This is a genomic window from Sphaerimonospora thailandensis, from assembly GCF_016863115.1.
In the GTDB taxonomy this organism is placed as follows: domain Bacteria; phylum Actinomycetota; class Actinomycetes; order Streptosporangiales; family Streptosporangiaceae; genus Sphaerimonospora; species Sphaerimonospora cavernae.
The window spans coordinates 34,717-59,489 of sequence record NZ_BOOG01000047.1 but is presented as its reverse complement, the minus strand read 5'-3'; the positions used below and the strand labels follow the sequence as shown (position 1 = coordinate 59,489).

The window sequence follows — 24,773 nt, the reverse complement described above, 5'->3', positions numbered from 1 at the left end:
GACGTCGGGTAGCCGATGGACGGTCGCTGGACGAGGCCGAGGTGCTGATGCTCGCCCGCGACCCGCGCGTTGTACGCCGCCTCGAAGAGCCCATGGTGGTGAACGGGCGCACCGCAACTGTTGCTGGAGGACGCAACCCCCTCGTCGGCGTGAGTGATCGGTGCCTTGCCGCCGGGTCACTGGCCATATCCGCGGGTAAAGCTCACGATGGAGCAATGTCAGGGCGTTTTCTCCAATGGGTGGGTGGCCTGCTCGTCATCGCTGCCGTCATCGCGTCAGGGGCCTATTTCTGGGCGCTCGGTCTCGACAAGGCGGACAAGCTGGCAAGTGTAATCGGGGCATTGGTGGCGATAGCGGGCATCGGGCTGACGATTCAGGGAACGATTCGGTCACGCCGAGGGCCGGTCGACCCCGGGCGAGCGCTAAGATCGCCCGACATAGAAAACGTCATCAGCGGGGGATCCCAGCGCGGGCCTGTCATTCAGGGCCGGGATTTCCACGGACCGGTACGGCTTGGCATGTCCGAAACCTCACACCCAAAAGCGGTGCAGACGGCATCAGGTCGCCAGGTGTCGACCGCCGCAGATAAAGAGATCAGTGTCGGGGGAGCGGGACCGAACGGCGCTTCGGCCGAGCCGCAGTCGAGAAGTGAACCGACATGACCGCCGGATCGCTGCGAGTGGTCCTGGTGTCTTTCGGCGTCAGCGGCTTCAGAGTCCTGCACGAAGCGTGTGTCAGAGCCGGTCATACGCCGGTCGCGTTCGTGCATGCTCGCTCTCTTCGCCAGCGAAAGCCCACCGGCAAGGGCTCGGCACAGACCATCGCCGCGATAGCCGAATCCCTGCCGCCCGGTACGGACCTCCTGCTGCCTGGAAGCGTCGATGGTCTGGCGAGGGCACTGGCCGGGTACGCGCCCGACCTCATCGTGGTCTACGGGCTTGCATGGAAGCTCTCGCGCGCAGTGTTGCGAACCGCGCGGCTCGGCGCCATCAATGTGCACACTTCCTTGCTGCCGAAGTATCGGGGACCGCTGCCCGTTCACTGGGCGGTCCGAAACGGGGATCCCGAGGTAGGGGTGACCATCCACTGGATGGACGACGACTTCGACACGGGAAACATCCTCGTGCGGAAGGGCGGCATCCGGATCGAAGAGGACCTCGTCACCGTTGGGGTGGGGCAGGAGACCGGAGGGCGGCACGGACGGCAACGCCGACCGGCACGACGGGAACACTCGCTCGGAGTTGTCGGGCAGCGCCGGTGACGTGGTGCAGGCGCGGGACGGTGTTCGTGGCTCAGGTGGCATATGAGAACGCGCAACGGCATGAACCGCGTCACAGTGGTCTCCTGGTCGAGGAGTCGGCGCAGGTTCTCCGCGACTGCCTCCGCGCTCTGGATCTGCCGAGGGCAGGAGTACAGCGGCTCCGGGAGGCCGAGGCCGTCTACCTCGAAGTACACACGCACTTCAACGAGGTGAGTCTGGCGCTGGCCGAGATCCGCGCAAGGCTCGCCGCCACGCGGCCAGGTGCCGTAGCCGTGTCGGCACGGCATGAGGAAATGATCGCCGCCGGGGAGAGAGCGGCGGCCGCCGCCCGAGAACGCCTTTCCTCCGGCGAGGGCGTTCTGTCCACCTTGGCGCTTCATCTCCACAACCTCGCCCTGGCCCACATCGACGCCGGGCATGCGTCTCAAGCCGTACGGGTGCTGGAAGAGAGCATCGAACTGTATCGATCACTCGCTCAACATGAACCGTTCTGGCATTCGCGCTTTGCCCGCGGGCAGAAGGTTCTGGCCGTACTTGATCGAATGCCGTGAGTGCCATACACCGGTACCGCGTCCGTGCGCGGCCCCGCATGGTGCGGTGCGGGCTCCGGCCATCCGGCGGTCGCTCGACCCGAACGTCGGCGAGGTAGCTTCCACAGGCGCGGTGGGCGGGGGGAGACCGGAGTGCCGAGATCGCCGAGCGCGGTGTGGATGTCGGTCACGATCTCCACGACGTACTCCCCGGTCAGGTGCACGACGTGGGGGAGGACCCACGGCTCGAGCGAGCCGGTGATCTTCCGGAGCCTGCTTGGCCCGGCGTGAACCGCGTCGACCCGGTCCCCGTGCGTCAACTCTTTGGTTCCTCGGGGTGTCGAGAACCTCGCAGCGGCTCATTCGACGGGCTCGTCTCGGGTGGAGACGTGCGGGATCCCAGTTGTCTAGCGCTGCTTGAGGCGGAGTGCTTCTTTGCGGGTCTCGGCCTGGATGGAACGCTCGCGCTCCAGCCACGCCGGGTTCTCCGCTTTCAGCGCATCGATCTCAGCGGTGGTGAGCGGTCCGGTGATCCCGCTTCTGGCCAGGCCGGAAATGGAGACCCTGAGTTTCGCGGCGATGACCTGCTTGGGGTGCGGGCCGTTGCGGCGCAGGTCAGCGAGCCAGGCGGGTGGCGACGACTGCAACTCGTTCAGCTCGTCCCTGGAGACGACCCCCGCCTGGAACTCGGCGGGAGTGGCCGAGAGGAGGACACCCAGCTTCTTGGCCGCGGTCGCGGGCTTCATCGTCTGGATGGTCTTCCGTTTGGGCGAGGTCATGGCACCCAGAATAGTCAATCGGAACGGGTTCCCTTGACATCGGTAGCCTGAGGAAGTGACTGATGGGGAGACCGGCAAGGTGTTCCGGCTGGCGTACGTGCCCGGGGTGACACCCGCGAAATGGGTCAACGTCTGGACCGAGAGGATGCCCGGCGTGCCGGTCACCCTGATCGCGGTTTCCGCCGCCGAGGTGGTGGGACTGCTGCGGGATGGCGGCGCCGACGCCGGATTCGTCAGGCTGCCGGTCGACCGGGACGGGCTCAGCGTGATTCCTCTCTACGTGGAGACCACGGTGGTCGTGGTGCCCAAGGACCACGCGGTGGCCGCCGCCGCCGAGGTGGCCGTCGCCGACCTGACCGACGACGAGGTGTTCCATCCCCTGGACGACACCATCGAGTGGACGGTCCGGCCCGGGTTGCCCGCGTTCACCCGCCCGGCCACAACGGCGGGCGCGGTCGAGTTGGTAGCGGCCGGCGCCGGGCTTCTCCTGGTTCCGCAGTCGCTGGCACGCCTCCACCACCGCAGGGATCTCACTTACCGGCCGATGCTGGACGCGCCGCAGTCTCAGGTCGCGCTGGCCTGGCCCACGGACGCGACCACTGACCTGGTGGAGGATTTCATCGGCATCGTCCGCGGCCGGACAGTGAACAGTTCGCGGGGCCGTACCCCCGCCTCCCCTGCGGAGAAACCGGCACAGCGGCAGGCACAAAAACCCGCACAGAACGGCTCCGGCCGCCGGACCGTGCCGGCCCGCCGTAAGAGGAAGGGTTACCGGCCTCGGTGACATGCAGCCCCGAACCTCGGCTCGGACCCGGCAATAAATGTGACCGGCCCGGCGACGTGCGGTGAAGCGCCCCGGCTTCGATGGAGAGCTCAGGGGTTGATTCCAACGGTCGCGTTGGGGCACCGGCAAGATCCTAAAAGGAGAAGATCGCTTAGTCCTGACCGTCGGTTCGAGGGGATTACCAGGGTGGTCCTGCGCTCGATCGGGTCATCACGCACCGCGACCATCAGACACGCCTGGTTCACTGCGGCACTCGCCTCTCCATGCCGACATCACCACCTACCGATGTACTCCCGCAGTGGGGCGGGCTTCAGCCCGGCTGCGTCCGCCGCGTCCAGGACCCTTCGCAGGTCATCCTCCACGGTCTCGTTGAAGTGCAGCAGGATGATGTCGCCGGCCTTCAGGCGAGGAATCGGAACGGGGTCCGGCCCCCAGGTGGTGAGGTCGTACGTCCACGTGACCAGGGCTTCCGCGCCGCAGGCACGGGCGGTGGTCCGAGTGGTCTCCGAGTACGTCCCGTACGGGGGACGCAGCAGACGCGGGCTGTCGCCGAACTTGGCGAGATGCTGGTCGCGTGCCCCGCAGATTTCCGCCCGCTGCCCGGCGGCGTCGAGCGTGGACAGGTCGGAGTGGTTGACGGTGTGATTCTCGACTCGGAAAGGCCCATGGTTGAGCAGGGCGCGGAAGTAACCGTCACCGTACGAGTACGCACCCGGCAGCAGAAACAGCGAGGCGGGCACCCGGCGGTCGAGTAGCAGCTTCGCGGCAGCTGGATCGTGGGACCAGCCGTCGTCGATGGTGACGAACACGACCGGGTCGGTGGTTTCTATGTGGGAGACGACCGGAACGGGCTCGGGCCAGGCGGCCGCAGACTGAGAGGCCGACGCGTGTGCAGGGCCAGTCAGCGCGCCAATGAGCGCTACTGGGACAAGGGTGACAAGTGCATCGCGTAGGGCGCGGCGCAGCTTTGATCTTGGCATGGTGCCATATTGGCCTAGACCAATTGGCGTGTCCATAGGTCCGGTTGTGCTTGAAACGGACGCACGTGATTCGTATGTCCGAGTTTCGCAGTCGGCGGGCAGACAAGGATCAGGTAGATGGCGGCATCCCTGCTCAGGGGTAATCGGGGAGAGTGCCGATGAGTGCGGGTTCGGCGTCGTCGTCAGGCAGGGTCAAACCGGTCACCGACTCGGCCAACTCGGCCGCCTTGTTGAGATCGCTGTCGGTCTCCATGTCCAGCGTGCGCATCTGCTCCAACAGCCGGTCCGGATCGCTGCCCGACCGCGCATCGGGCTGGTCCGGCTCGAACTGAGTGGTGACCACGCCGTCCTCGGCGTACACGAAATTCTGGTCGAGGTTGACGTTGAAGAACACCGATGCGGCCACCGTGCCCTTGCTGAGCCTGCAGATCACCTCATCCAGGATCCCCGCGAAGCCGTTCGGTTCCACCAGAATCACCCCGCCCTCGACGCGGAACACGGCGATGGCAGGATCGCATCCCGGTTCCGCCTCGGGATCAATGGTCACATCCATTCGGGCGAACGCCTCCGCGGGCGACAAATCTCGGACGTAGGTCACACACACGGCCTCGTCGTCGTACCAGTCGTTCATGTTCATAGCCCTCCCTGGCGATGGGCGTGATCCTCGCACACCGCCCCGACAAATCCGATGCCATGACCAGGCGTGGTTCACCTGCCGGAAGATATGAGCCAGCGCAATTCATTTGTGATCTGCGGGCCGAGGGTGGCTTCCGCACCGGTGATCAGGGCGTTCAACTCGGTTCTCATCGGTTCGGTTGTGGTGTGATAGGCGGTCGCCGCATCGTGGGCACGCCAGGTTTTGAGGTCGTCTCGCGCTCGCCGTCGGAGCGACTCGTCAGCGTCGGTCGCGAGGATCAGGCCGGCCTTGATCCGGCTCCAGGTGTCCCGGTGGGAGAGCAGCCGATGAGCGGCCACCCGCACGTGCCGGGGGTGCGCGGCGTCGAGCAGCGCCCAGAGCCGGTCTGATGGGGGAGGCGCATCGCGCAGTGCGGCGACCACGTGCCGGACCACGACCGGGGCGGGATCGTCGAGCATGGCGGCGAAGTCCAGCGAGGCGTTCAGGCGGTGCAGTGTGCGGACCGCCTCCGCCCGCACCCGGGGGCGGCGATCGGTCAGGTACGGCCGGGCGAGCTCGGCGTCGCCCCCGGCTCCGCAGTCGGCCAGCCCGGCCATCAGGCTCCTGGCGTCATGTTCTGGCCGCCCGGCGAGGAGTTTCCGATAGGCCTCGGCCGGGTCGTCGCCGCATCGCCGTACTGCCCACTGAGCGGTGAGGCGCACGATCGAGGAGACGTCGGTCAGCAACCGTGTTCCGTACTCGGGATGTCCCAGGTTCACCAGGGCGGTAAGCGCGGTCGCGCGGACCTGGGCGGCTCGACCGGTCAGCAGCGGTTCCAGCAGATCGGGCCTGCCCATGCGGGCGACGGCCTCGGCGCACCAGGTCCGGCAGACGATGTCGGGCTCGCGCAGTGCGGATTCGACCAGGTCGGATTCCGCCAGACGGCAGCCATCGAGGGAGACTCGATAGGCGAGCCTGCGGGCATGTAGATCGGCGCAGCCACGCATCGCCGTGAGCGTGTCATCGCTGGCACGCGCGAAAGCTTCTTCGATGGCGGCCGCGATGTGCGAGCCACGCTGGCGGAGGCCCAGCCGTACGGTCAGCGGGGTGATCGTGAGCAGGACCTGTGCCGATGGCACGGCCAGCACCTCCGCCAGGGCCTGATTCGCCGCCGAGCGGACCTCGTCCGCCCAATCGGTCGCGCGGACGGCCAGCACGGGGAGGAGCCGAGGGTCGGTCCGCATGGCGGCATGCCGTACCGCACGCTCGCGTTGGCGGCCGTCGCGGGAACACGCCACAAGCGCGACGGCGAGCGGGTTGGTCAACTCCCGCACCGCGGTCGACGGCCGCAGAGCGGGGTCGTCCCTGTAATACCAGGCTGGACGGAGAGCCACATCGAGGTCGAGCCACAGCCCCGGCCTGGCCGATGCCAGGATGTCGAGGGCCCGCTCGGCGAGGCTTTCGTCGGCGACCACGCGGAACAGCGCCTGGCGCAGGTCGTCCAGTGGGTACGAATGGCCCGGCGTGGCCTTGGCCGCGAGCCCGGCGATGGATTCCAGCCGTGCGGCGTTGTCTGCTTTCCTCGGCATCTGCCCATGATCTCAATGCCTGCCGCTCACGGTGGAAGGATTTCTCGCGGCGGACAGACCCGGCATCGATGAGCGTTCGACCGGCGAGCGGCCCGTGGAGTCGGGTTCCCTCCTCGAACGTCGCAGTTCCTTGTATCTCAACGGCGCGGTTGGGCGCGCTCAATCGCGTGTACCTGGTGGAACGAGTCGCACCGACACCCCGGGAAATCCGGCCCGTCGGAAGATCACACGGCCGACGATCGACTTTCGGGTTGTCTCCGTACACTGTCGGGCATGGCATGCCGCATCAGTGAGTTGGTCATCGACGCCGCCGACCCCGCCCGGCTCGCCGAATTCTGGAGCAAGGTCCTCGGCTACGTCGAACTCGGCCGGGAAGACGACGGAAGCATCGAGATCGGTCCGCCCGGCGTCGGCTTCGGCGGCCCGCAGCCCACTCTCATCCTCAGCCCCAGCGGTGACCCGCGGGCCGGGAAGCTCCGACTGCACATTGACGTCAACGCCACCGACCGCGACCAGGACGCCGAGCTGGAGCGGCTGCTCGCTCTCGGGGCCAGGCCCGTCGACGTCGGCCAGACCGGCACCGAGAGCTGGCACGTCCTGGCCGACCCGGAAGGCAACGAGTTCTGTCTCCTGCACACCCGGCTCCAGCCCCTCTGACCAGTTCCTCACGTGACGACGACGGGACCTGGAAGCGGTAGGCGGCCCTTGCGGATCTTGCGATCATCCATGAATCGTCACACGGGAGGCGCCAACGCATGAACACGTCACCGTCGCCATCTGGAACGGAGCGGACTGACGGATCAACGGTCCAGATCGGTGCTCTCGTTCCGCTGAGTCGGCCTGGCTGGGTCGAGGCAGGCCGGCACCTGCTCGCCGGACTCGAGTTGGCCGTTCGCGAAGTCAATGACGCCGGCGGGATCGGCGGAAGACCACTCGAGCTGGTGGTCCGAGACACCGCGGCCGATCCGCAGAGGGCCGCGGCGGCCGTCGATGAATTGGCCCGCCTGGGCGTGGCCGCCCTGGCGGGGGAGTATCACAGCGTCGTCGCTCGCGCCGCCGCCGCCAGGGCCGACGCCCTCGGCCTGCCGTTTCTCTGCTCGTCGGCGGTTCTCGACGCGCTCACCGAACAACCGACGGAATGGGTCGCGCGCCTCGCCCCCGCGCAGTCCCACAGCTGGCGGATCTACGCGGACTTCCTCCTCAGCGCGGGCCACAGGCGCATCGCCGTAGCAGCCGAGTCGAGTGTCTACTGGGCGTCGGGGGCCCGAATTCTGCGTGACTACCTCGCTCCACGGGGCGGCACCGTCATCGAACTCGACATGCGCGCGCTGGCCCCCGCGGTCGTGTGCGACGTACTCGTCGGAAATCACGCGACAGCCCTCCTGCTTCTGGTCGGCCACCCGGAGCCGGCGGTGTCGATCGTCACGTCTGTCCGCCGAGACCGGCGCCTCGCGGAGATCATGATCGGTGCTCCGGCCGGGCAACCGGAGTTCGCCCAATGGGCGATGTTGCTGGGCGACGACAGCGCCGCGATCCCGTTCTTGCGCTACCTGCCCGAGCGTCTCAGCCCACTCGGTGCCCGAGTCGAGAGGGCCCTGCGCGAGCGGCTGGCCGAAGCACCCTCCTTCGTCGCCTTCGAGGGTTACGACACGGTCGCCGTCCTCGCTGATGTGCTGCGTTCTCACGGCGCGGACCGGACGCGCATCGCCGGATCCTGGCCGCGCGTCGCAGTCGAAGGCACCCGCGGGCAGATCCAGTTCTCCCGCACGCCGGGCATCAACGTTCGGCAATGGGCTTGGCCGCCGATCCAGGTCGTCGATCGAGATCCGGCGGAACCCGATCGCTTTCGGATCCTTCACACCGGCTGAGAGAGCATGAAGGTCCGGCCGTCCAGATCTGTCCGAGTGGCTTCAAGTTGCGGATGATCATGCCCGGTGCTGTCATCTCGGCTCGGTGACTGTGCCGGTTTTCGCGGATCCCCGACGCGATTGACTGTATTTGGCAATGATCGGGTCATTTACCGTTTTGGGTTGATATGTGACGTATACGGTTTAAGGTGTGAGGGGTGGGGGTCCGCAATCGGGGAGATGCATTTGCAGTGACCTGGCCGCAAGCCGCCCGAGAAGGTCTTCTACAGCCTGACGAGCGGATTGTGGAGTGCTTCTTCGATCGGGAACCGGTCGAGGGGCGGGTGCGTCCTGCCATTCTCCGGTCGTGGCGGCGATGCCGGGCGGCGGGCCTGGCCCCGGGAACGCTTGATTTCGGGGATCCCGTGGAACTGGACTGGGACGGCCCGCTGGTCCGGGCGGCCCGTCCGGTGGTCGAACGCGTGCTGCCCGTCCTCGCGGACGCGGACGCGGCCTTGCTGTTGGGTGATGAGAAGGCGAGGCTGCTGCTGCTTCGTACCGGCGACAGAGCGCTGTCGAGGGAGCTGGACGCGCGGCATCACTGGCCCGGAGTCAGCTACGCCGAAGAGTTCGTCGGCACCAACGCCTTCGCCGGTGCGCTACGGGAGAGGCTGCCTTTCCCCGCGTCCGGATTCGATCACCTCTCCGCGTGTCTGCAGCCGTTCGCTGCGACCGGCGTTCCGGTGCTGGACCCGCTCACCGGACAGGTGAGGGGCGCTGTGGCCGTCGTCTGCTTGATCGGGCGGGAGCATCCGGCGATGGGCATGCTGGCCCAACGGGTGGCCGATGCCATCGAACGACGGCTGCTCGAGCACAGCAGCGAGCGGGAACGCGACCTGCTCCAGGCCTTCCTTCGCACCGAAGCGATGCCGCGCCCGCTGCCGGGCGGGGGCCTGCCTCCGGGTGAGCTGACCCCCGGTGATCGCGTCCTGCTGGAAGACAGGGCGGTGGAGTTGATCGCCCGTGGGCAGCGTGCCGCCGTCCAGGTGCCGCTCTCCGGTGGCCGGGTGGCCGTGCTCCGCTCGGTGCCGAGAATCGAATCCGCCGGGGTGGTCGGCGTCCTCGCGCAGGTGAGGATCGAGGGTGGTCCGTGGGAGCCGATGGCGGACCTGCCTTTCCTCGCGCCGCCGGCACCCATCGAGGGCCCGATGGGCACGATGGGCACGGTGGGCTCGGTGGGCCCGGTCTCCGAGATCGGCGCGGCGGAAGCGGCGAAGACGGTCGCGGCCGCGACGAAGCCTGGCGTCGCTGAGACGGGCCGGCGACCGGAGGCGGCGCCGGTGCCTGAAATGCCGGTGCAACATGGTTCTTACGAAGATCCTTGGCTGCTGCTGGCCGGTGAGCCGGGTGTCGGGCGCCTGGCCGCCTCGGCCAGGAGGCGGCTGCGAATCCTGTTCGAGGCCGCAATGGGGATCGGTCAGACGCTGGATGTGGTGCGGACGGCCGAAGAGCTCGCCGAGGCGACCGTCTCCCGCTTCGCCGACCTGGTCACGGTCGACCTCGCCGAGTCCGTCCTGCGGGGCCAGGAGGCCGACGCCCCGTCGGCAGATCTGCGCCGCGTCGCGATCCGGGGCGCCGACGGCACCCCGGGCCTTTCCGCCTCCCGAGGGCAGCTGGTCCGTTACCCTCCGTCGTCGTCGCAGGCGCGCTGCCTCGCCGAGGGATGGCCGGTGCTATCGCCGGGACCGGGCGGGGAGAACCGGTCGCTCATCGCCGCCCCGCTGAGCGCGCACGGCAACATTCTGGGTGTGGTCACCTTCCTGCGGCGGGCCACACCGTTCGCCGACGACGACCTGTCTCTTGCCGAACAGCTCAGCGCTCGCACCGGGGTCTGCATCGACAATGCCCGCCGCTTCACTCGCGAGCATGCCACCGCGCTGGCCCTGCAGCGCGCCATGCTGCCCCGGCGCCTGCCCGAGCAGAACGCGGTCGAGGCCGCCTACCGCTACCAGCTCGCCTACGAGGCGGCCGGCTATGCCTGGTTCGACGTCATCCCCCTGTCGGGTGCGCGTGTCGCCCTGGTGGTGGGCGAGGTCGCCGGCAGCGGATTGCAGGCCGCGGCCGCCATGGGACGGCTGCGCACCACGATCAGCAACTTCTCCGCGCTCGACCTGCCGCCTGAGGAGATCCTCGCTCATCTCGACGACCTGGTCTGTCGACTCGTGGTCGAGCAGGCCGAGCAGGCCGGCGACGATGCCGCCGGGCTGCTCGGCGACATCGCCGAAGACACCACGCTGGGTCGTGCCGGCGACGCCGCGACCGGCACGACCTGCTTGTACGCCGTCTACGACCCGACCAGTCAGTGCTGCGGCCTGGCCTCGGCGGGCCACCCCCCGCCCGCCGTGGTCGGCCCCGACGGCACCGTGAAACTCCTGCACACCCGTGCCGGGCCACCGCTGGGCCGGGGAGGGCCGCCCTTCGAGACGACCGAACTCAGCCTTCCCGAGGGCAGCAGGCTCGTCCTCTACACCGGCGGGCTGCTCGCCGACGACCCGGCCGACCCGCGCATCGGAACGCAGCGCCTGCGCCAGGCGCTGGACACCGATCCCGGCCGCACCGCCGAGGAGACCTGCGCCTCCGCGCTGTCCGTCCTGCCGCACGGCCGGTGCCGCGACGACGTCATCGTGCTGGCGGCATGCACCCGGGCACTGTCACCCGGCCACATCGCCTACTGGGACCTGCCGGCCGATCCTGCGGCGGTCCGTCGCGTACGGGCCGAGGCCGCGCGGCAGCTGTCGGACTGGAACCTGGACGATCTGGTCTTCACCACCGAGCTGATCTTCAGCGAGCTGGTCACCAACGCGATCCGTTACGGAGCCGAACCCATCCGCGCGCGCCTGCTCCTGGACCGGACGCTGATCTGCGAGGTGTTCGACGCCAGCGACACCTCTCCTCATCCGCGCCGGGCCGTCGCCACCGATGAGGGAGGACGGGGACTCTTCCTTGTCGCCCAGCTCAGCGAGCGTTGGGGCACCCGCTACACCCGGCGCGGCAAGGTCATCTGGGCTGAGCAGTCTCTGGATCAGGAGACACAGGAGGGCACCGGGGAGCCGTGGACGGTTCTCGGCCTGCCGGAATGAGTTCTCGACGCGTTCCGTCACCTCGCGGTCGCGCAGTCGTTCTCAGCTGGTGGCGCCCCAGGTGAGGGAGAGCCCGGTGGCGGCGCGTTCGGTGCGGATCTCCATCATGGTGCCCAGGATCGTGGCATGGTCGGACACGACGGGAACGGCGTCGGGCGTATAGGCGATCCGGATGCTGACGAGCACGGCACTGCCCTCAGGCTCGTGAAGGCGGCGCGCGGCGGCGGGGTCGAGCAGCCCGGGCCGGACCACCTCGGACGCCCGGGCGACCGCCACTCCCGCTTCGGCGAGCGCCGTGTAGAGGGAGACGGCGGTGAAGTCGCGGTCGCGGATCTGGTCGGCCACCGGCCGACGGATCCAGGACACCTGGTGAACGGCGGGACGGCCCGCGAACTCGCGGACCCGCTCCAGCCGCAGGGCGGTGTCGCCGGGGCGCAGCCGCAGCTCCGCGGCGATCCGGGCGGGAGCCCGGCGCATCGCCCGCCCGGCCACCACGGTGCGCACGTCGTGGCCCTGTTCCCGCAGATCGTCGGCCAGACTGCGGAGCGACCCGAGCGGGTACGCCAGGTGGGGCGGGGCCACGAACGTGCCCTTGCCGTGCCGCTGCACGATCAGCCTCTCGTCGCTGAGCTCCCGTAACGCCTGGCGCAGCGTCATGAGGGTCACCCCGTAGGAGGCGCTCAGCTCCCGTTGCGAGGGCAGCGCCTCGCCGGGGGCGTAGTGTCCCGACCGGATCTTCGCGGCGAGGTCGGCGGCGATGGCGCGGTATCTCGCCTCGTGCCCGGCGTCGGGGATCATCGTGGTGCGTCACACTCCTGGTCTTCCGAACCTGAGCCGAGGGCCCGGCGCAGGGTCGTGAGGAAGGCCCGCAGGTCGTCCGGCCCCGCCCCGTCGAGCACCCGCCGCATGACCGCGGCGCCGACCACCACGCCGTCGGCGTACCGGCCGGCCTCCCGCGCCTGGTCAGGCGTGGAAATGCCAAATCCTAGCAAGACCGGCCGGTCGGTGACGCGCCTGATCCGCTCGGTGAGCTCCGCCGCCGAAGCGGCGAGGGCGGCCCGCTCGCCGGTGGTGCCCATCAGCGACACCGCGTAGACGAATCCGCGGCTGCGGCGTGAGATCTCCGCCAGCCGCGGCCGCGGCGTCGCCGGCGACGCCAGCAGGACCAGCTCGATCCCGGCGGCGGCGGCCACGTCCGTCAGCTCGTCCGCCTCGTGCACCGGCAGGTCGGGCACGATCAGGCCGCCGACGCCGGCCCGGCGCAGCGCGGCGCAGAACGCCTCGGGGCCGTCGTGCAGCACCAGGTTGTAGTAGGTGCTGGCGACCAGCGGCACGCCCAGGTCCCGGGCCTCGGCGAGGTCGGCCAGGTCGGCGAGGATCCGGCGGGTGCTCGCCCCCCGGGCCAGTGCCGTCTCGCTCGCCTGCTGGATGGTGACGCCGTCGAGCGTGGGGTCGGAGAACGGCAGGCCGACCTCGATCGCGTCCGCCCCGGCTTCGGCGAACGCCCGCAGGTAGTCCGTCCAGCCGGGCGTGATCCCCCCGGTGACGTACGGCATGAGCAGACCGCGGCCGGTGTCCCGGCGGGCGCGCAGGTGGCGTTCGACCGCGCCCGCGGCCAGGGTGGGGTTCGTCACAGCAGCTCCTTCAGGGTTGAGACGTCCTTGTCGCCCCGGCCGGACAGCGTCATCAGGACCGTCGATCCGGCGGGCAGGTCGCCGCCGCCCGCCGCGCGGATCACCCAGGCGAGGGCGTGCGCCGATTCGAGCGCCGGGACGATGCCCTCGGTGCGCGCCAGCCGTACCGCCGCGCCGACCGCCTCCTCGTCGGTCACCGTGACATACCGGGCGCGGCCCAGGTCGCGCAGGTGGGCGTGCTCCGGGCCGACCCCCGGGTAGTCGAGCCCGGCGGCGATGGAGCGCCCCTCGACGATCTGCCCGTCGTCGTCCTGCAGGAACAGCGAGCGGCAGCCGTGCAGGACGCCGAGCCTGCCGCGGGCCGCCCCGGCGCCGCCCTCCGCCTCGACGCCGACGAAGCGCGCCGCGGTGTCGGCGAAGCCGGCGAACGTGCCGGCCGCGTTGGAGCCGCCGCCGACGCACGCGACCACGTGGTCCGGCACGCCGGTCCGCAACTCGGCGGCGCACTGCCCGCGGGCCTCGTCGCCGATGACCCGCTGGAACTCCCTGACCATCCACGGGTACGGATCCGGCCCGATGACCGAGCCGACGCAGTAGTGGGACTCGCCGGTGACGCCCACCCAGTGCCGCATGGCCTCGCTGGTCGCGTCCTTGAGCGTTCGGCTGCCCGTGGTGACCGGGACCACCTCGGCCCCCAGCATGCGCATCCGGAAGACGTTCAGCGCCTGCCGCTCGATGTCGCGCTCGCCCATGAAGACCGTGGCCTCGAGCCCGAGCAGCGCGGCGGCGGTCGCGGTGGCCACCCCGTGCTGGCCCGCTCCCGTCTCGGCGATCAGTCTGCGCCGTCCCATCCGCGCGGCGAGCAGGCCCTGGCCCAGCACGTTGTTGATTTTGTGCGATCCGGTGTGGGTGAGGTCCTCGCGCTTGAGGTACAGCCGCACGCCCAGCTCCTGCGACAGCCGCCGGGCCGGTGTGAGCGGGGTCGGCCGTCCGGCGTGCAGGGCGAGCAGTTCCGCCAGGGCGCCGCGGAAGCCCGGATCCGCCCGCGCCTCCCGGAACGCCTCGTCCACCTCGCGGCACGCCTCCACCAGGGACTCCGGCGCGTACCGCCCGCCGTACTCGCCGAACCGGCCCCGCGCCCGGGGCTCGCCCATCGTCCCGGTCGCCGGTACGGGCTCACGCCATGGCGGCACATCTCGCATCCCACGCTCACCTCGTTCTATAACTCTGTTCAGAGTTCTATAACAGTGAGTGTGGCATGGACAGCGTGGGACGCGCCACCCCGGCCGGCCCCGCTCGCCGGCGCGCGGCAGCCGTTCTCGTGCCCGGCCTCCCGCCTGCCCAGCTGAAGGTCGGTTTCGTCTCAGCGTTGATCGTCTAGTTTGTCTCATATATCAATACGCAATTGCTCGAATGGCGAGATGCGTGTCAGTGTTGGCAGCATGGCACGTGAAACCGCCGTGTACACCCACGGCCACCATGAGTCCGTCCTGCGTTCCCACCGCTGGCGCACCGCCGCCAACTCCGCGGCGTACCTGCTCGAGGAGCTGGAGCCGCACATGCGGATCCTGGACATCGGATGCGGTCCGGGTACGATCACCGCGAACCTGGCCGAGCTGGTGCCCGAGGGCGAGGTCGTCGGGGTCGACGTGGAGCCCGGCGTCCTGGAGCAGGCCCGCCGCGAGACCGGCGGACGCGGCCTGACCAACGTCCGGTTCGAGACCGCCGACGTCCACGCGCTCGGCCACCCGGACGATTCCTTCTGCGTCGTGCACGCCCACCAGGTGCTGCAGCACGTCGCGGATCCGGTGGGAGCGCTGCGCGAGATGCGCCGGGTGTGCAGGCCGGGCGGGGTCGTCGCGGCACGCGACAGCGACTACGCCGGGATGGTCTGGTACCCCCGCGTGCCCGGACTGGACGACTGGCTCGATCTCTACCACCGCGTCGCCCGCGCCAACGGCGGGGAGCCCGACGCCGGACGGCGGCTGCGCTCCTGGGCCCGGCGGGCGGGCTTCACCGAGATCAGGTCCTCCTCGGCCACCTGGTGTTACACCACCCCAGAGGATCGGGCCTGGTGGAGCGGGCTGTGGGCGGACCGCACCCTCCAGTCCTCCTACGCGCGGCTGGCCGTGGAGGGCGGGCATGCCACGCTGGAGGATCTGCGGCGGATCGCGGACGCCTGGCGGGAGTGGGGCGCCCATGAGGACGGCTGGTTCAGCGTCCTGCACGGAGAGATCCTCTGTCGCCCTTCGTGAGGGCCCGCGCCTGCCGGCCATGGGAAGGACGAGACGCCCGCCCCTCCGATGGGGGAGGGGCGGGTATCAGGCTGGGTGGCTAGGGCCGGTTGTCGATGGTCAGGCCGGCCTGCTGCTTAGTACCAGCCGTCCCATCCGCAGAAGTTGCCGCAGTGGCCGGCGACGTAGATGTTCCAGGTGATGTCGTCCAAGTCCGAGTCGCCGTAGCCCCCGTAGCCCCCGTAGCCGTAGGCGCCGGCCCCACCCCATTGCGTGGGGGCGGTCGTCGCGCTTGCCGCCGTGGCGCTTGTGGCGAGAGCGCCACCGGCAAGAGCGGTGCTGAGTGCGAGTCCGGCGATGACCTTATTGAGCTTGGGCATTATGTGTCCCCCTCGAAGGATCATTTGCCTAATTTGCCAAAGATCTCACTCGATGACCGTTAGGTGGTCATCACTCCGCGATTTACTACATTTCCGGATCGAATGAGCGATAAACGGTGCTCTGCACTCTTTGATGCCATCTTATTCACGCAAGAGCCTTTATATGCCATTTATGACGGATTTGTTCCCTAGTGTCCGATTGCTGCCCGGGTGGTGCAGCGGCTTCCCGTGCGACCGCGCGGTCTTCTGCCGTTTCGCTCGTTTGACGCGGCAGCCGTACACGCGGACCGAGATCGGCATGGCAGTGTTCTCCGTTGTCAGCGCATTCCGGGTCGGTTCGTGTCGAGTTCATGGCCGGCGGTCAGGATGGTGCGCAGGCAAAGGTCGTCCTGGCGCAGCTCGTCCAGCCGGTTCGCGGCTGTGGCCAGACGTGCGGCCAGCCGGGCCGTGGGCCAGGAAGGGTGCTCGGCCAGCCGGGCACCCGCGATTCGTACGGCGAGGGGCAGCCGGCCGCACAGTTCGGTGATCTGGGCGGCCGACCGCGGATCACTGCGGATCCGCTGTGGCCCGGCGATCGTCGCCAACAGATCGATCGCTTCATGCTCGGAGAGCACGTCCAGGCATAGGCGAGCGGTCACGTCCAGGGTGGCGAGCCTGGCGCGGCCGGTGATGATCACGGCCGCGGCGGAGCGGCCCGGCAGCATCGGCCGCACCTGACAGGCGTCGACGGCGTTGTCGAGCACGATGAGCATTCGCCGGTCGGCGATGTGGGTGCGGAACAGGGCGGCGATCTCGTCGAGGGGCTGATGGCCGACCGGTCCGGGGACGCCGAGGGCTCTGAGGAACCGGGTGAGCACCTCACCCGGGGCGAGCGAGGCGCAGCCGGGAGTCGTGCCGTGCAGGTTCACATAGAGCTGTCCGTCGGGATAAGCCGAGGCGACGGCGTGAGCCGCGCGAATGGCCAGCCGGGACTTCCCGATTCCGCCAGGGCCGTCGATGGTGACGACTGATCCCCTCGGTCCGGGGGCGTTCAGGATCGTGACCAGTTGGGCGAGTTCGCGTTCCCGGCCCAGGAACCGCCCGGCGTCCGAGGGCAGCTGTGCCGGTGCCACGGCAGGGGCGACTGCGCAGGGAGAGCCCGGGTAGGGAGCCGTCCTGCTCCTGCCACGGTATGGGCTCGCGCCGTGGGCCGGTGCGGCGCAGGTATGGACGGGCCGCCAGCAGGGTCAGCAGCTGCTGCCAGTGCTCCGCGGCCAGCCGCTTGCCGAACCGCTCGGCGTACTCGGCCCCGATGTGGGCGAGGGACCGCGTTCCGTCGAGGCGGGATATGAGAAACGCCTCGCGGGGACCCACCTGCATATATGCCATGGTCTCGGTGTCGGCGACGATGTGGACGCCGGCCGGCCCCTTCCGCAGGGGCGGTCCCACCTGTACGGCCTGCCTGAGTCTGGGCCGGGCCTCCTCCAGCCAGGCCGGGTCCTGCTGTGCCGCCGCGACCGGCGTGTCGCTCTCCGCGGACCTCACACCGCCCCCGCGAGGTCGGTAGCAGGGTCAGGGGCAGGGCCGGCCGCACTGTCGGCGCTGGGTTCGAGGATCCGCTCGATCAGATAGGAGAGGTAGATCTCATCCAGGATCGCCGCGCCCAGCCGGTTGTTGGTCATGTGGATGTACGAGCTGAGCAGGATCGCCGCCAGGTCGCCACCCCGTGGGATCGGTCGCGGGCCGCCCCCGTCTTGTCCGGGGAAGAGCAGCTCGCCGCGGTCGGCCGCGGCGGACACCCGGTCACGCAGTTCCCGACAGTGGGACAGCCAGGTCTGCTCCATGGGGGACATCTCCGCCTGACCTTCGGCTTCGGCGAGGGCCCGGATCCGGGCGATCCGCGCCGAGAGCGTGGGGCGGGTCAGCTCGAGGTTCCGATCGAAGGAACCGTGCAGCCGCTCGTCGCCGGGCTCCTGGTAGGAGGTCTCCCAGAAGTTCCGGTAGCGCTGGAAGAACTCGCGCACCGCGGTGTCCGTGCCGAGGAACGTGCAGGCGGTCATCAGGCTGAGCTGGACGGCGAGCCCGAGCAGCACCGGCCGGACGTGCGTGTTCGAGGTGGCGAGGAGGTGGGCGACCATGTCGCTGGAGTGTTCGAAGTGCCATTCCGCGAGCTGGATGCCGACTTTCCCGCCGTAACGGTCGTACTCCGGCTCATAGGGGAAGATGGCGATGCTGTTGTTCGGACGGAACGGCATCCGGCCGTCCTGGCCGTACTCCTCGTTCCAGCGGGCTTCGCCGTACTCGGCCAGGTACATCTTCCGGTACAGGTCAGCCAGGCCGTCGACGTCGTTCTCGTACAGCGCCGGGCGTCGCCGGAGGAAATCCTCCAGCGCGTCCATGGCCCGGCGCGTCACTTCCTCGGTGGGTACGTGTGGGCCCCTGGGACAGCCGGGCGGGCCACGTCCTCCACCGGTACTCCGAACCGGTGATGAGCACGCCGAGGATCAGCATGACCGCTCCACCGAACAGCGGATAGCTGCCCGCCGCGGCGTGGTGGACCGCCGATGGCAGCAAGGACCCCAGCAGCTGGGCGCGTTCGGCGGCCTGCGTGACCGGGTCCAGGGCGGCGTAGACGATGTACGGCACAGCGAAGCCGAAGCCCACCACCATCACGAGCCAGCTGCCGCCGATGATGATCGGAGCGAGGCGCTTGCGCAGCTGGAGCGCCTCGGCCGCGAAAGCATTGATCATCGCATTTCTTTCAGTCCGCGCACTTGCCCGTGATGACGCGGCCGAGGGGGCATCCGGTGGTGGGCCGGCCGGCGCTGAAGGCGATGGGGACAGGAGGGAATCGCTCATTCGCCGCTCCCGGCGTCCGTGGTCAGCGCGAAGAACGCCTCCTCCAGCGATCGGTGCTCACGCCGTACCTCCTGGACATCGACACCCGCCTCCACCAGGGCCCGCACCAGGGCCGGGATGTCGTCCTGGTCCAGCTCCAGCCGCAGATGCGGATCCTCCGCGTCTTCCGTCCGGATGGCGCCGGACCACGCGGGATGCGACTTCAGCACCGTTTCCGCCACGTCCAGCGGCCGCCCCCAGACGGCGACCCGCATGGACCCGCTCTGGGCGAGCAGCGCCGAAACCGAGTCCTCCGCCACGACCCGGCCCCGATCGAGAACCACGACCCGGTCGCATACCTGCTGGACCTCGCCGAGCAGGTGGGAGGAGAGCAGCACCGTGGACACGCGGCTCAGGTCGCGGATGAGCGTGCGCATGGCGGCCATGCCTTCGGGATCGAGGCCGTTCGTCGGCTCGTCGAGGATGAGCAATGACGGATCGCCGAGAAGCGCGGCCGCCACCCCCAGGCGCTGTCTCATGCCGAGGGAGTAGCCGGTGACCCGGCGGTCGGCGGCGTTCTCCAGGTCGACGATGCGCAGCACCCGGCCGACCTCTGTGGCGGGCAGGCCGCGGGCGCGGGCGAGTACTCGCAGGTTGACCCGCCCGGACAGGTGGGGCACGAACGCCGGCGACTCGATCAGGGCGCCGATGTCGCGCAGTGCCACCGGGTCGGCCGGGGCTCTGCCGAGGACCCGCACCCGCCCCCTGTCGCTGCGCACCAGGCCGAGCAGGATGCGCAGCAGCGTCGTCTTCCCCGCGCCGTTCGGCCCGAGGACGCCGTACACCTGTCCGGGAGCGACGCTCAGCGTCACCCCGCGCACCGCCTGGACGGTGCCGAACGCCTTCGTCACGTCCTCCAGTTCGACGACGGGGGCGACGGCGACCGCGGACTCGATTCCAGAGGCGACCTCCTGGCTGATGGTCATGTCTCTTCCGGACTGCGGGTCATGGCTGTCCCGTTCTGTGGATCAGGTGGATCGTGATCGGTAACGAGATGATCCACTGAGCCGCTCCCCCCGTGCTCCCCTCTTGCTCCCCCCCGCGTCTTCCCGCTGTTCTTTGAGCCGGGCAGCCCGGGATAGACACATGGTTAGATGAACATCTAATTTGACATCTCTCTAATCCGTAGGGCATCCTGCTGTGCAGCTACTTAGATAGGCGTAAAAACAGAAGCGGGTGCCATCCCCGCGATCGCAAGGAGAACCGTCATGAGCGGATGCTGCGGACCTGCCACCGTCGAGTTCGAGCCGAGCGTGCCGGCGGCACGCCTGGAGGAACTGCCGGTCGTGGTGATCGGCGCGGGCCCGGTGGGGCTGGCCGCCGCCGCGCACCTGGCCGAGCGCGACCTGGACTTCCTTGTCCTGGAGGCGGGGGAGCGGGCCGGGGCGTCGGTCGCGCGGTGGGGGCACGTACGGGTGTTCAGCCCGTGGAAGTACAACATCGACGCCGCGGCCCGCCGCCTGCTCCAGGCCGCCGGGTGGCACGAGCCCGACCCCGAGTGGCTGCCCACCGGCGCCGAGCTCGTCGAGGACTATCTCTCGCCGCTGGCCGCGCTGATGGGCGAGCGGCTGCGCATCGGCGCGCGGGTGAGCGCGATCAGCCGCCTCGGCTACGACCGGGTCCGCACCGCCGGCCGGGAACAGGCGCCGTTCCTCATCCGCCTGACTGACGGCCGGGAGCTGTCCGCGCGTGCGGTCATCGACGCCTCGGGCACCTACGCCAGCCCGAACGTGCTGGGCGCCAGCGGCCTGCCGGCGTACGGCGAGCAGGCCGCCGCCGAGGTGATCGACCACGCCCTGCCCGACGTGCTCGGTGTCGACCGGGAACGCTATGAGGGCAGGCACACCCTGGTCGTCGGCGCGGGCCACTCGGCCGCCACCACGTTGCTCGCGCTGGCCCAGCTGGACGGCACCCCCGTCACCTGGGCGATCCGCGCGGGCAGTGCCGCCCGCACCTACGGCGGCGGCGAGGCGGACGCGCTGCCGGCCCGCGGCGCGCTGGGCACCCGCCTGCACGCCCTGGTCGAGTCCGGCCGCATCCGTCTGCTGACCGGTTTCTTCACCCACGCCGTCGAGCGGGACGGTGAGCGGGTGCGGGTGGTCGGCCGGGACCCCTCCGGCGTCGAGCGGAGCGTGACCGTCGACCGGGTCGTCGCCGCCACCGGATACCGTCCCGACCACTCCATCACCGCCGAGCTGCGGCTGGACCTGGACCCGATCCTCGGCTCCACCCGCGCGCTGGCCCCGCTGATCGACCCGAACATGCACTCCTGCGGCACCGTCCCCGCGCACGGTGTGGACGAGCTGGCCCACCCCGAGCCCGGCTACTACGCCGTCGGCGTCAAAAGCTACGGCCGCGCCCCGACCTTCCTCATGGCGACCGGCTACGAGCAGGCGCGTTCGGTGGTCGCGGCGCTGGCCGGCGACTGGGAGGCGGCCCGCGACGTCCAGCTCGACCTCCCCGAGACCGGCGTGTGCTCCTCCAGCCTCGCCGAGGCGCAGGAACAGCGCATCGGCCTGGCCACCGGCATCAGCGGCGGCCTGCTGTCGACGCCGCTGCCGCTGGTCGGCGTCTCCGCCTCCACCGAGGGCGGCGGCTGCTGCGGTTGAACCGTTTCTGCCGGAAGGGTGGCGGTTTCCCCCACGGTTGGCGGATCGTCGCCGCGTTGGCCGTCACCCAGACCATCGGCTATGGCGTGCTGTATTACGCCTTTTCGGTTTTCCTCGTCCCGATGCAGCGCGACCTGGGCGCCGGCGGTGCTCAGGTAGCCGCCGCGCTCACCACGGCCGTGCTGACCACCGCTCTGTGCGCGCCGCTGATCGGACGATGGCTGGACGCGCACGGAGGCCGGGCGTTGATGAGCATCGGTTCCGTGCTCGGTACGCTGGCGGTGCTGGCCTGGTCGCAGGTCACCAGCCTGGCCCAGCTGTACGGTGTCTTCCTGGCGGTCGGCGTCGCCTCGGCGATGGTGCTGTACGAGCCGGCCTTCGCTGTGATCGTCGGCTGGTTCGACGGCCATGAGAACGGGCGGGCGACCGCGTTGCTGGCGCTCACCATCGTCGCCGGGTTCGCCTCCACCATCTTCCTGCCGCTCGCCGGCCTGCTGGTCGAGCACCACGGCTGGCGCACCGCCCTGATCATCTTGGCCGTGTCCTACGGCACGGTGGCGATCCCGTTCCATGCCCTGGTGCTGCGCCGTCCCGCACGCGCCGCCGTCGCCGGGGACAGGACCGCCCGGCGGGTCGATCTGGTCAAGGCGGCGGTTCGGGCGCGGCCGTTCTGGCTGCTGGTGGCCGCCTTCACCGCTCACGGCGGCGCGGTGGCCACCATCGGCGTGCTGCTTGTCACCTATCTGATCCATCTCGGTCACCCTCCGGTGTTCGCCGCGAGCGTCGCCGGACTGCTCGGCGTGCTGTCGGTGACCGGCCGCGTGGTCACCACCGGGCTGCGGCGCAGGTGGTCGGCCGCCGCCGTGGCGGCAGCGGTGTTCGCCCTGCAGGGACTCGGTGCGCTTGCCCTGCCCCTTGCCGGAGGCTCGGCGGTCGGCGCGATCGGCTGCGTGTTGGTCTTCGGACTCGGCTTCGGCGTCGGCACTATCACGCTGCCGTATCTGCTCGCCGAGCGGTACGGCACCGCGGCCTACGCGAGCCTGTCCGGCCGGGTCGCGATGTTCTCGGTGGCGGCCAAGGCCGCCGCGCCGGTCGCGGCGATCGCCCTCGCCCAGGCCGTGGGCTACCACTGGGTGATGGTGGCCGTCGTTTCGGCCTGCGCGGTCGCGGCGTTCGCGTTGCTCGCCTACCATCACCTGTGACTGGACGTCCTGGCGACGGGTTGCTCCAAACTTAGATGGAGGTCAATATAGAGGTATGTCAAACATCGGTTCGAACGCAGACGGCCTGACCGCCTCGCCTTCCGGGGCATGCTGCGCTCCTCTGGCGTCCGTATCGTTGGACCCCGCCGCCGCCGCCGACATGGCGAAGATGTTCAAAGCCATGGGAGATCCGGTGCGGTTGCGGTTGCTGTCGCTGATCGCCGCTCATCCAGAGGGGGAGGTGTGCGTGTGCGATCTGACCGACCTCTTCGACGTGGCTCCTCCCACGATCTCCTATCACCTGAAGTTGCTGCGCGAGGCAGGGTTGGTCGATCACGAGCGCCGGGGAACGTGGGTTTACTACCGGCCGATGCGTGACCGCCTTTACCGGCTTTCCGCTCTGCTGGCCGCACCGGACCTCACCGGCATCCCGAAGTGAGGCGCGGTCAGGGGACCGTCTTCGCGGGCACGTTCAACACCGCGCTCAGTCGTTCCAGTGCGGAGGGTATGACCCAGTAGAACACCCATGTGCCTCGTCGTTCACAGTCGATGAGACCGGCATTGCGCAGCACCCTCAGGTGGTGAGAGATCGTCGGGCCGGTCAGGTCGAAGGCCGAGGAAAGGGTGTTCACATATGCTTCTCCTCCCGGATGGGATGCGATCAATGACAGCAGTCGCACCCGCACGGGATCGGATAACGCCTTGAACGCCGCCGCCACCTCTGCCGCCTGATCGACGTCCACCGGTGCCGTGGCGAGCGGTGGACAGCAGATCACCGTTCGAGGGCGTCCTTGCTTCGACACCCGCCTATATTGACAGAGTTCTAGACGGGCGGCAATGGCGAAAGTGGTCAGATCGGGGTAAGGTCCTCGGCTTACACGGTAAGCCAGCCTCTCTCGACGGCTTTCACACCGGCCTCGAAGCGGCTACGGGCGCCCAGACGATCCATCAGACCGGCGACCATGCGACGGTGGGTGCGCAGCCCGATTCCCAGTTTCTTGCTGGTGGCTTCGTCGGTGAGGCCCTGTGCCAGGAGTCGGAGCAACTCGCGCTCCTGAACGGTAATGCTGTTGTCACAGCAGCGCCGTTCCATGCCCAATGGCGTCGCGGAAGTCCAGAGGTGCTCGAACAGCGCGATGAGCGCCGCGATGATGCCCGCGCCGCAAACCTCCACGGCACCTTTCTTGCTGCATTCGGGATCGAGCGGTATGAGCGCCACCTCCCGATCGAAGATCACTATCCGCAGGGGGAGGGTGGGCATGGTGCGGACCTCGCCGCCGAGGGCGACCATCCACCGTGCGTAGTTGAGCGTCGCCGTGTCGTTGCACGCGCTGTCCATATACACGGTGCGCACGGTCACACCCCGTTCCAGCATCGCGTGGTCGAGCGGTCTGCTCGCTTCCAGGCTTTCCGGCGACTGAGCGCCGCCTGGCATGAATGACAGGCACTCGGATTTCGTGCAGTAGGCCAGCGTTTCGATGCGGGCACGTACGGCCTCGAGGCTTTCGAGCGCATCGCACTCATGACGCGCGCCCACGGCGCACAACTCGCTGTATTCGCTGATCAGGTGGGCGACCGCCTGCTGCGCCGCCATGAACTCCTCCTGGCGGCGCGACAGTTCTGCCCGCTGGCGCTGCAGGAGATCGTGGAAGGCGACGCTCGGACTGCCCGCGCGCAAGGTACCGGACGACCGGCGCAGGAGAGACAGCTCCACCAGCTTGTCGATAGTGCTACGGACGGAGGTCTCCGAGACGCCCACCTGGGTCGCGACCTCTGCGACGTCAAGGTTCTTCCGGGTCAGCACCAGGCGGTAGATGGCGTCGGCATGGGCATCCAGGCCCCATTCCTGAAGCATAGTTCCCCCAAGCACCGATGCGAGGCGACGCCATTAAATAACACGCGGCTGTAGCTGTCCATGTCAAAGTTGTAACGTTCGGCGGTCAATAAAGCCGTGGCCGTCGAGCCGCCGGCTGCGACGCCTCTGGTCGGCGGCCGGCGCCTGCGCGGCGTCCGACATCGGTCGCCGGCCATGGAGCTGTGACCTTGTCGATCCACGCCCTTGGCACCAAGTTGCCGGGCAACTTGCTGCCTGTTCCGGCTACTTTCATAAAGCCCTGACAAATACGACAGTGGTGGCGTTCCACGATGTCCACTCATGAATGCCGGGCATCACGGCGTGGATCCGGCGTAGGCGCGTTTCCCGGGTACGTGCGCATGCCGGTCGTTTCCAGACGACGATTTCCGCAGGTGGGCTACAACGCACAATCGTTTTTTCGACATGCCGATCCAGCCGGCCGGGAAACTCTCGGCA

At 69.2% G+C, this 24,773-nt stretch carries 26 protein-coding genes; 12 read left to right on the top strand and 14 right to left on the bottom strand.

The genetic code is table 11. The annotated features are described in order from the left end of the window. The 3 genes from Mth01_RS22530 to Mth01_RS22520 form a co-directional block, all read left to right on the top strand. Nucleotides 1-662: hypothetical protein (locus tag Mth01_RS22530; protein ID WP_204017914.1), on the top strand; the 662-nt coding region annotated here is incomplete at its 5' end. Continuing rightward, nucleotides 659-1,261, top strand: a complete 603-nt coding sequence (locus Mth01_RS22525; protein ID WP_204017913.1) for a methionyl-tRNA formyltransferase — start codon at nt 659-661, stop codon at nt 1,259-1,261. The genes Mth01_RS22530 and Mth01_RS22525, both read left to right, overlap by 4 nt. Nucleotides 1,262-1,287: 26 nt before the next feature. Beyond that, on the top strand, nt 1,288-1,812 hold the full coding sequence (locus Mth01_RS22520) for a hypothetical protein (RefSeq protein ID WP_204017912.1): 525 nt from the start codon (nt 1,288-1,290) through the stop codon (nt 1,810-1,812). 386 nt (nt 1,813-2,198) lie between these two features. Here the strand turns inward: Mth01_RS22520 and Mth01_RS22515 are convergent, their stop codons facing one another. Beyond that, nucleotides 2,199-2,570: a DUF5997 family protein gene (locus Mth01_RS22515; protein WP_204017911.1), complete on the bottom strand. Its 372-nt coding sequence runs from the start codon at nt 2,568-2,570 to the stop codon at nt 2,199-2,201. A gap of 55 nt (nt 2,571-2,625) precedes the next feature. Between Mth01_RS22515 and Mth01_RS22510 the strand changes: the two genes are divergently transcribed. Then, a complete protein-coding gene (locus Mth01_RS22510; protein WP_239089909.1) occupies nt 2,626-3,354 on the top strand; it encodes a LysR substrate-binding domain-containing protein in 729 nt (242 codons plus the stop codon). A gap of 272 nt (nt 3,355-3,626) precedes the next feature. Here Mth01_RS22510 and Mth01_RS22505 read toward each other — a convergent pair whose 3' ends face one another. From Mth01_RS22505 to Mth01_RS22495, 3 genes are all read right to left on the bottom strand, one after another. Beyond that, nucleotides 3,627-4,334 (bottom strand): polysaccharide deacetylase family protein, encoded by a 708-nt coding sequence (locus Mth01_RS22505; protein ID WP_275409004.1) that lies wholly within the window; start codon nt 4,332-4,334, stop codon nt 3,627-3,629. A 133-nt stretch (nt 4,335-4,467) separates the two neighbouring features. Beyond that, complete coding sequence (locus tag Mth01_RS22500) at nt 4,468-5,046, bottom strand: DUF6461 domain-containing protein (protein ID WP_204017909.1); 579 nt, start codon at nt 5,044-5,046, stop codon at nt 4,468-4,470. Beyond that, nucleotides 5,043-6,539: a hypothetical protein gene (locus Mth01_RS22495; RefSeq protein WP_204017908.1), complete on the bottom strand. Its 1,497-nt coding sequence runs from the start codon at nt 6,537-6,539 to the stop codon at nt 5,043-5,045. The genes Mth01_RS22500 and Mth01_RS22495 overlap by 4 nt, the downstream gene beginning before the upstream one ends. Nucleotides 6,540-6,812: 273 nt before the next feature. Here Mth01_RS22495 and Mth01_RS22490 point away from each other — a divergent pair, with 273 nt between their 5' ends. The 3 genes from Mth01_RS22490 to Mth01_RS22480 all read left to right on the top strand — a co-directional run bounded on the left by Mth01_RS22490 (nt 6,813) and on the right by Mth01_RS22480 (nt 11,526). Continuing rightward, the gene (locus Mth01_RS22490) at nt 6,813-7,196 is read left to right on the top strand and encodes a VOC family protein (RefSeq protein ID WP_204017907.1); all 384 of its coding nucleotides are present in this window, start codon (nt 6,813-6,815) and stop codon (nt 7,194-7,196) included. Nucleotides 7,197-7,294: 98 nt separating this feature from the next. Next, nucleotides 7,295-8,407 (top strand): ABC transporter substrate-binding protein, encoded by a 1,113-nt coding sequence (locus Mth01_RS22485; protein WP_204017906.1) that lies wholly within the window; start codon nt 7,295-7,297, stop codon nt 8,405-8,407. 404 nt (nt 8,408-8,811) lie between these two features. Further along, nucleotides 8,812-11,526, top strand: coding sequence for a SpoIIE family protein phosphatase (locus Mth01_RS22480; RefSeq protein WP_204017905.1), 2,715 nt, complete (start codon nt 8,812-8,814; stop codon nt 11,524-11,526). A gap of 42 nt (nt 11,527-11,568) precedes the next feature. Here Mth01_RS22480 and Mth01_RS22475 read toward each other — a convergent pair whose 3' ends face one another. From Mth01_RS22475 to trpB, 3 genes are read right to left on the bottom strand one after another with little or no spacing between them, the layout of a single operon-like run. Beyond that, the gene (locus Mth01_RS22475) at nt 11,569-12,324 is read right to left on the bottom strand and encodes a GntR family transcriptional regulator (RefSeq protein WP_204017904.1); all 756 of its coding nucleotides are present in this window, start codon (nt 12,322-12,324) and stop codon (nt 11,569-11,571) included. Then, nucleotides 12,321-13,160 (bottom strand): tryptophan synthase subunit alpha, encoded by an 840-nt coding sequence (trpA, locus tag Mth01_RS22470; RefSeq protein WP_204017903.1) that lies wholly within the window; start codon nt 13,158-13,160, stop codon nt 12,321-12,323. The genes Mth01_RS22475 and trpA overlap by 4 nt, the downstream gene beginning before the upstream one ends. Then, entirely contained in the window at nt 13,157-14,362 is a 1,206-nt protein-coding gene (gene trpB, locus Mth01_RS22465) for a tryptophan synthase subunit beta (RefSeq protein ID WP_204017902.1), read from the bottom strand. The genes trpA and trpB overlap by 4 nt, the downstream gene beginning before the upstream one ends. A gap of 56 nt (nt 14,363-14,418) precedes the next feature. Here trpB and Mth01_RS30180 point away from each other — a divergent pair, with 56 nt between their 5' ends. Both Mth01_RS30180 and Mth01_RS22460 read left to right on the top strand, forming a co-directional pair. Continuing rightward, complete coding sequence (locus tag Mth01_RS30180) at nt 14,419-14,541, top strand: hypothetical protein (protein ID WP_275409003.1); 123 nt, start codon at nt 14,419-14,421, stop codon at nt 14,539-14,541. Nucleotides 14,542-14,602: 61 nt separating this feature from the next. Further along, on the top strand, nt 14,603-15,415 hold the full coding sequence (locus Mth01_RS22460) for a methyltransferase domain-containing protein (RefSeq protein WP_204017901.1): 813 nt from the start codon (nt 14,603-14,605) through the stop codon (nt 15,413-15,415). Nucleotides 15,416-15,531: 116 nt separating this feature from the next. On the opposite strand, the gene Mth01_RS22455 is transcribed toward Mth01_RS22460, so the two are convergent. From Mth01_RS22455 to Mth01_RS22435, 5 genes are all read right to left on the bottom strand, one after another. After that, nucleotides 15,532-15,774: a hypothetical protein gene (locus Mth01_RS22455; RefSeq protein WP_204017900.1), complete on the bottom strand. Its 243-nt coding sequence runs from the start codon at nt 15,772-15,774 to the stop codon at nt 15,532-15,534. 317 nt (nt 15,775-16,091) lie between these two features. Continuing rightward, nucleotides 16,092-16,886 carry an NB-ARC domain-containing protein gene (locus tag Mth01_RS22450; protein WP_204017899.1) on the bottom strand — a complete coding sequence of 265 codons (795 nt, stop codon included), beginning with the start codon at nt 16,884-16,886 and terminating at the stop codon, nt 16,092-16,094. A gap of 408 nt (nt 16,887-17,294) precedes the next feature. Next, nucleotides 17,295-18,167: a lantibiotic dehydratase C-terminal domain-containing protein gene (locus Mth01_RS22445; RefSeq protein ID WP_239089908.1), complete on the bottom strand. Its 873-nt coding sequence runs from the start codon at nt 18,165-18,167 to the stop codon at nt 17,295-17,297. After that, nucleotides 18,082-18,504 (bottom strand): hypothetical protein, encoded by a 423-nt coding sequence (locus tag Mth01_RS22440; protein WP_204017898.1) that lies wholly within the window; start codon nt 18,502-18,504, stop codon nt 18,082-18,084. The genes Mth01_RS22445 and Mth01_RS22440 overlap by 86 nt, the downstream gene beginning before the upstream one ends. Before the next feature lie 104 nt (nt 18,505-18,608). Beyond that, the gene (locus Mth01_RS22435) at nt 18,609-19,577 is read right to left on the bottom strand and encodes an ABC transporter ATP-binding protein (protein WP_204017897.1); all 969 of its coding nucleotides are present in this window, start codon (nt 19,575-19,577) and stop codon (nt 18,609-18,611) included. 282 nt (nt 19,578-19,859) lie between these two features. On the opposite strand from Mth01_RS22435, the gene Mth01_RS22430 reads away from it, so the two are divergent. From Mth01_RS22430 to Mth01_RS22420, 3 genes are all read left to right on the top strand, one after another. After that, nucleotides 19,860-21,260: an FAD-dependent oxidoreductase gene (locus Mth01_RS22430; protein WP_204017896.1), complete on the top strand. Its 1,401-nt coding sequence runs from the start codon at nt 19,860-19,862 to the stop codon at nt 21,258-21,260. 56 nt (nt 21,261-21,316) lie between these two features. After that, nucleotides 21,317-22,462, top strand: a complete 1,146-nt coding sequence (locus Mth01_RS22425) for an MFS transporter (protein ID WP_239089907.1) — start codon at nt 21,317-21,319, stop codon at nt 22,460-22,462. A gap of 136 nt (nt 22,463-22,598) precedes the next feature. Next, the gene (locus Mth01_RS22420; protein ID WP_308440832.1) at nt 22,599-22,901 is read left to right on the top strand and encodes an ArsR/SmtB family transcription factor; all 303 of its coding nucleotides are present in this window, start codon (nt 22,599-22,601) and stop codon (nt 22,899-22,901) included. 7 nt (nt 22,902-22,908) lie between these two features. On the opposite strand, the gene Mth01_RS22415 is transcribed toward Mth01_RS22420, so the two are convergent. Both Mth01_RS22415 and Mth01_RS22410 read right to left on the bottom strand, forming a co-directional pair. Then, a complete protein-coding gene (locus Mth01_RS22415) occupies nt 22,909-23,205 on the bottom strand; it encodes an ArsR/SmtB family transcription factor (protein WP_308440831.1) in 297 nt (98 codons plus the stop codon). Between the two features lie 131 nt (nt 23,206-23,336). Next, entirely contained in the window at nt 23,337-24,317 is a 981-nt protein-coding gene (locus tag Mth01_RS22410) for a helix-turn-helix transcriptional regulator (protein WP_204017893.1), read from the bottom strand. Nucleotides 24,318-24,773 lie beyond the last annotated feature (456 nt).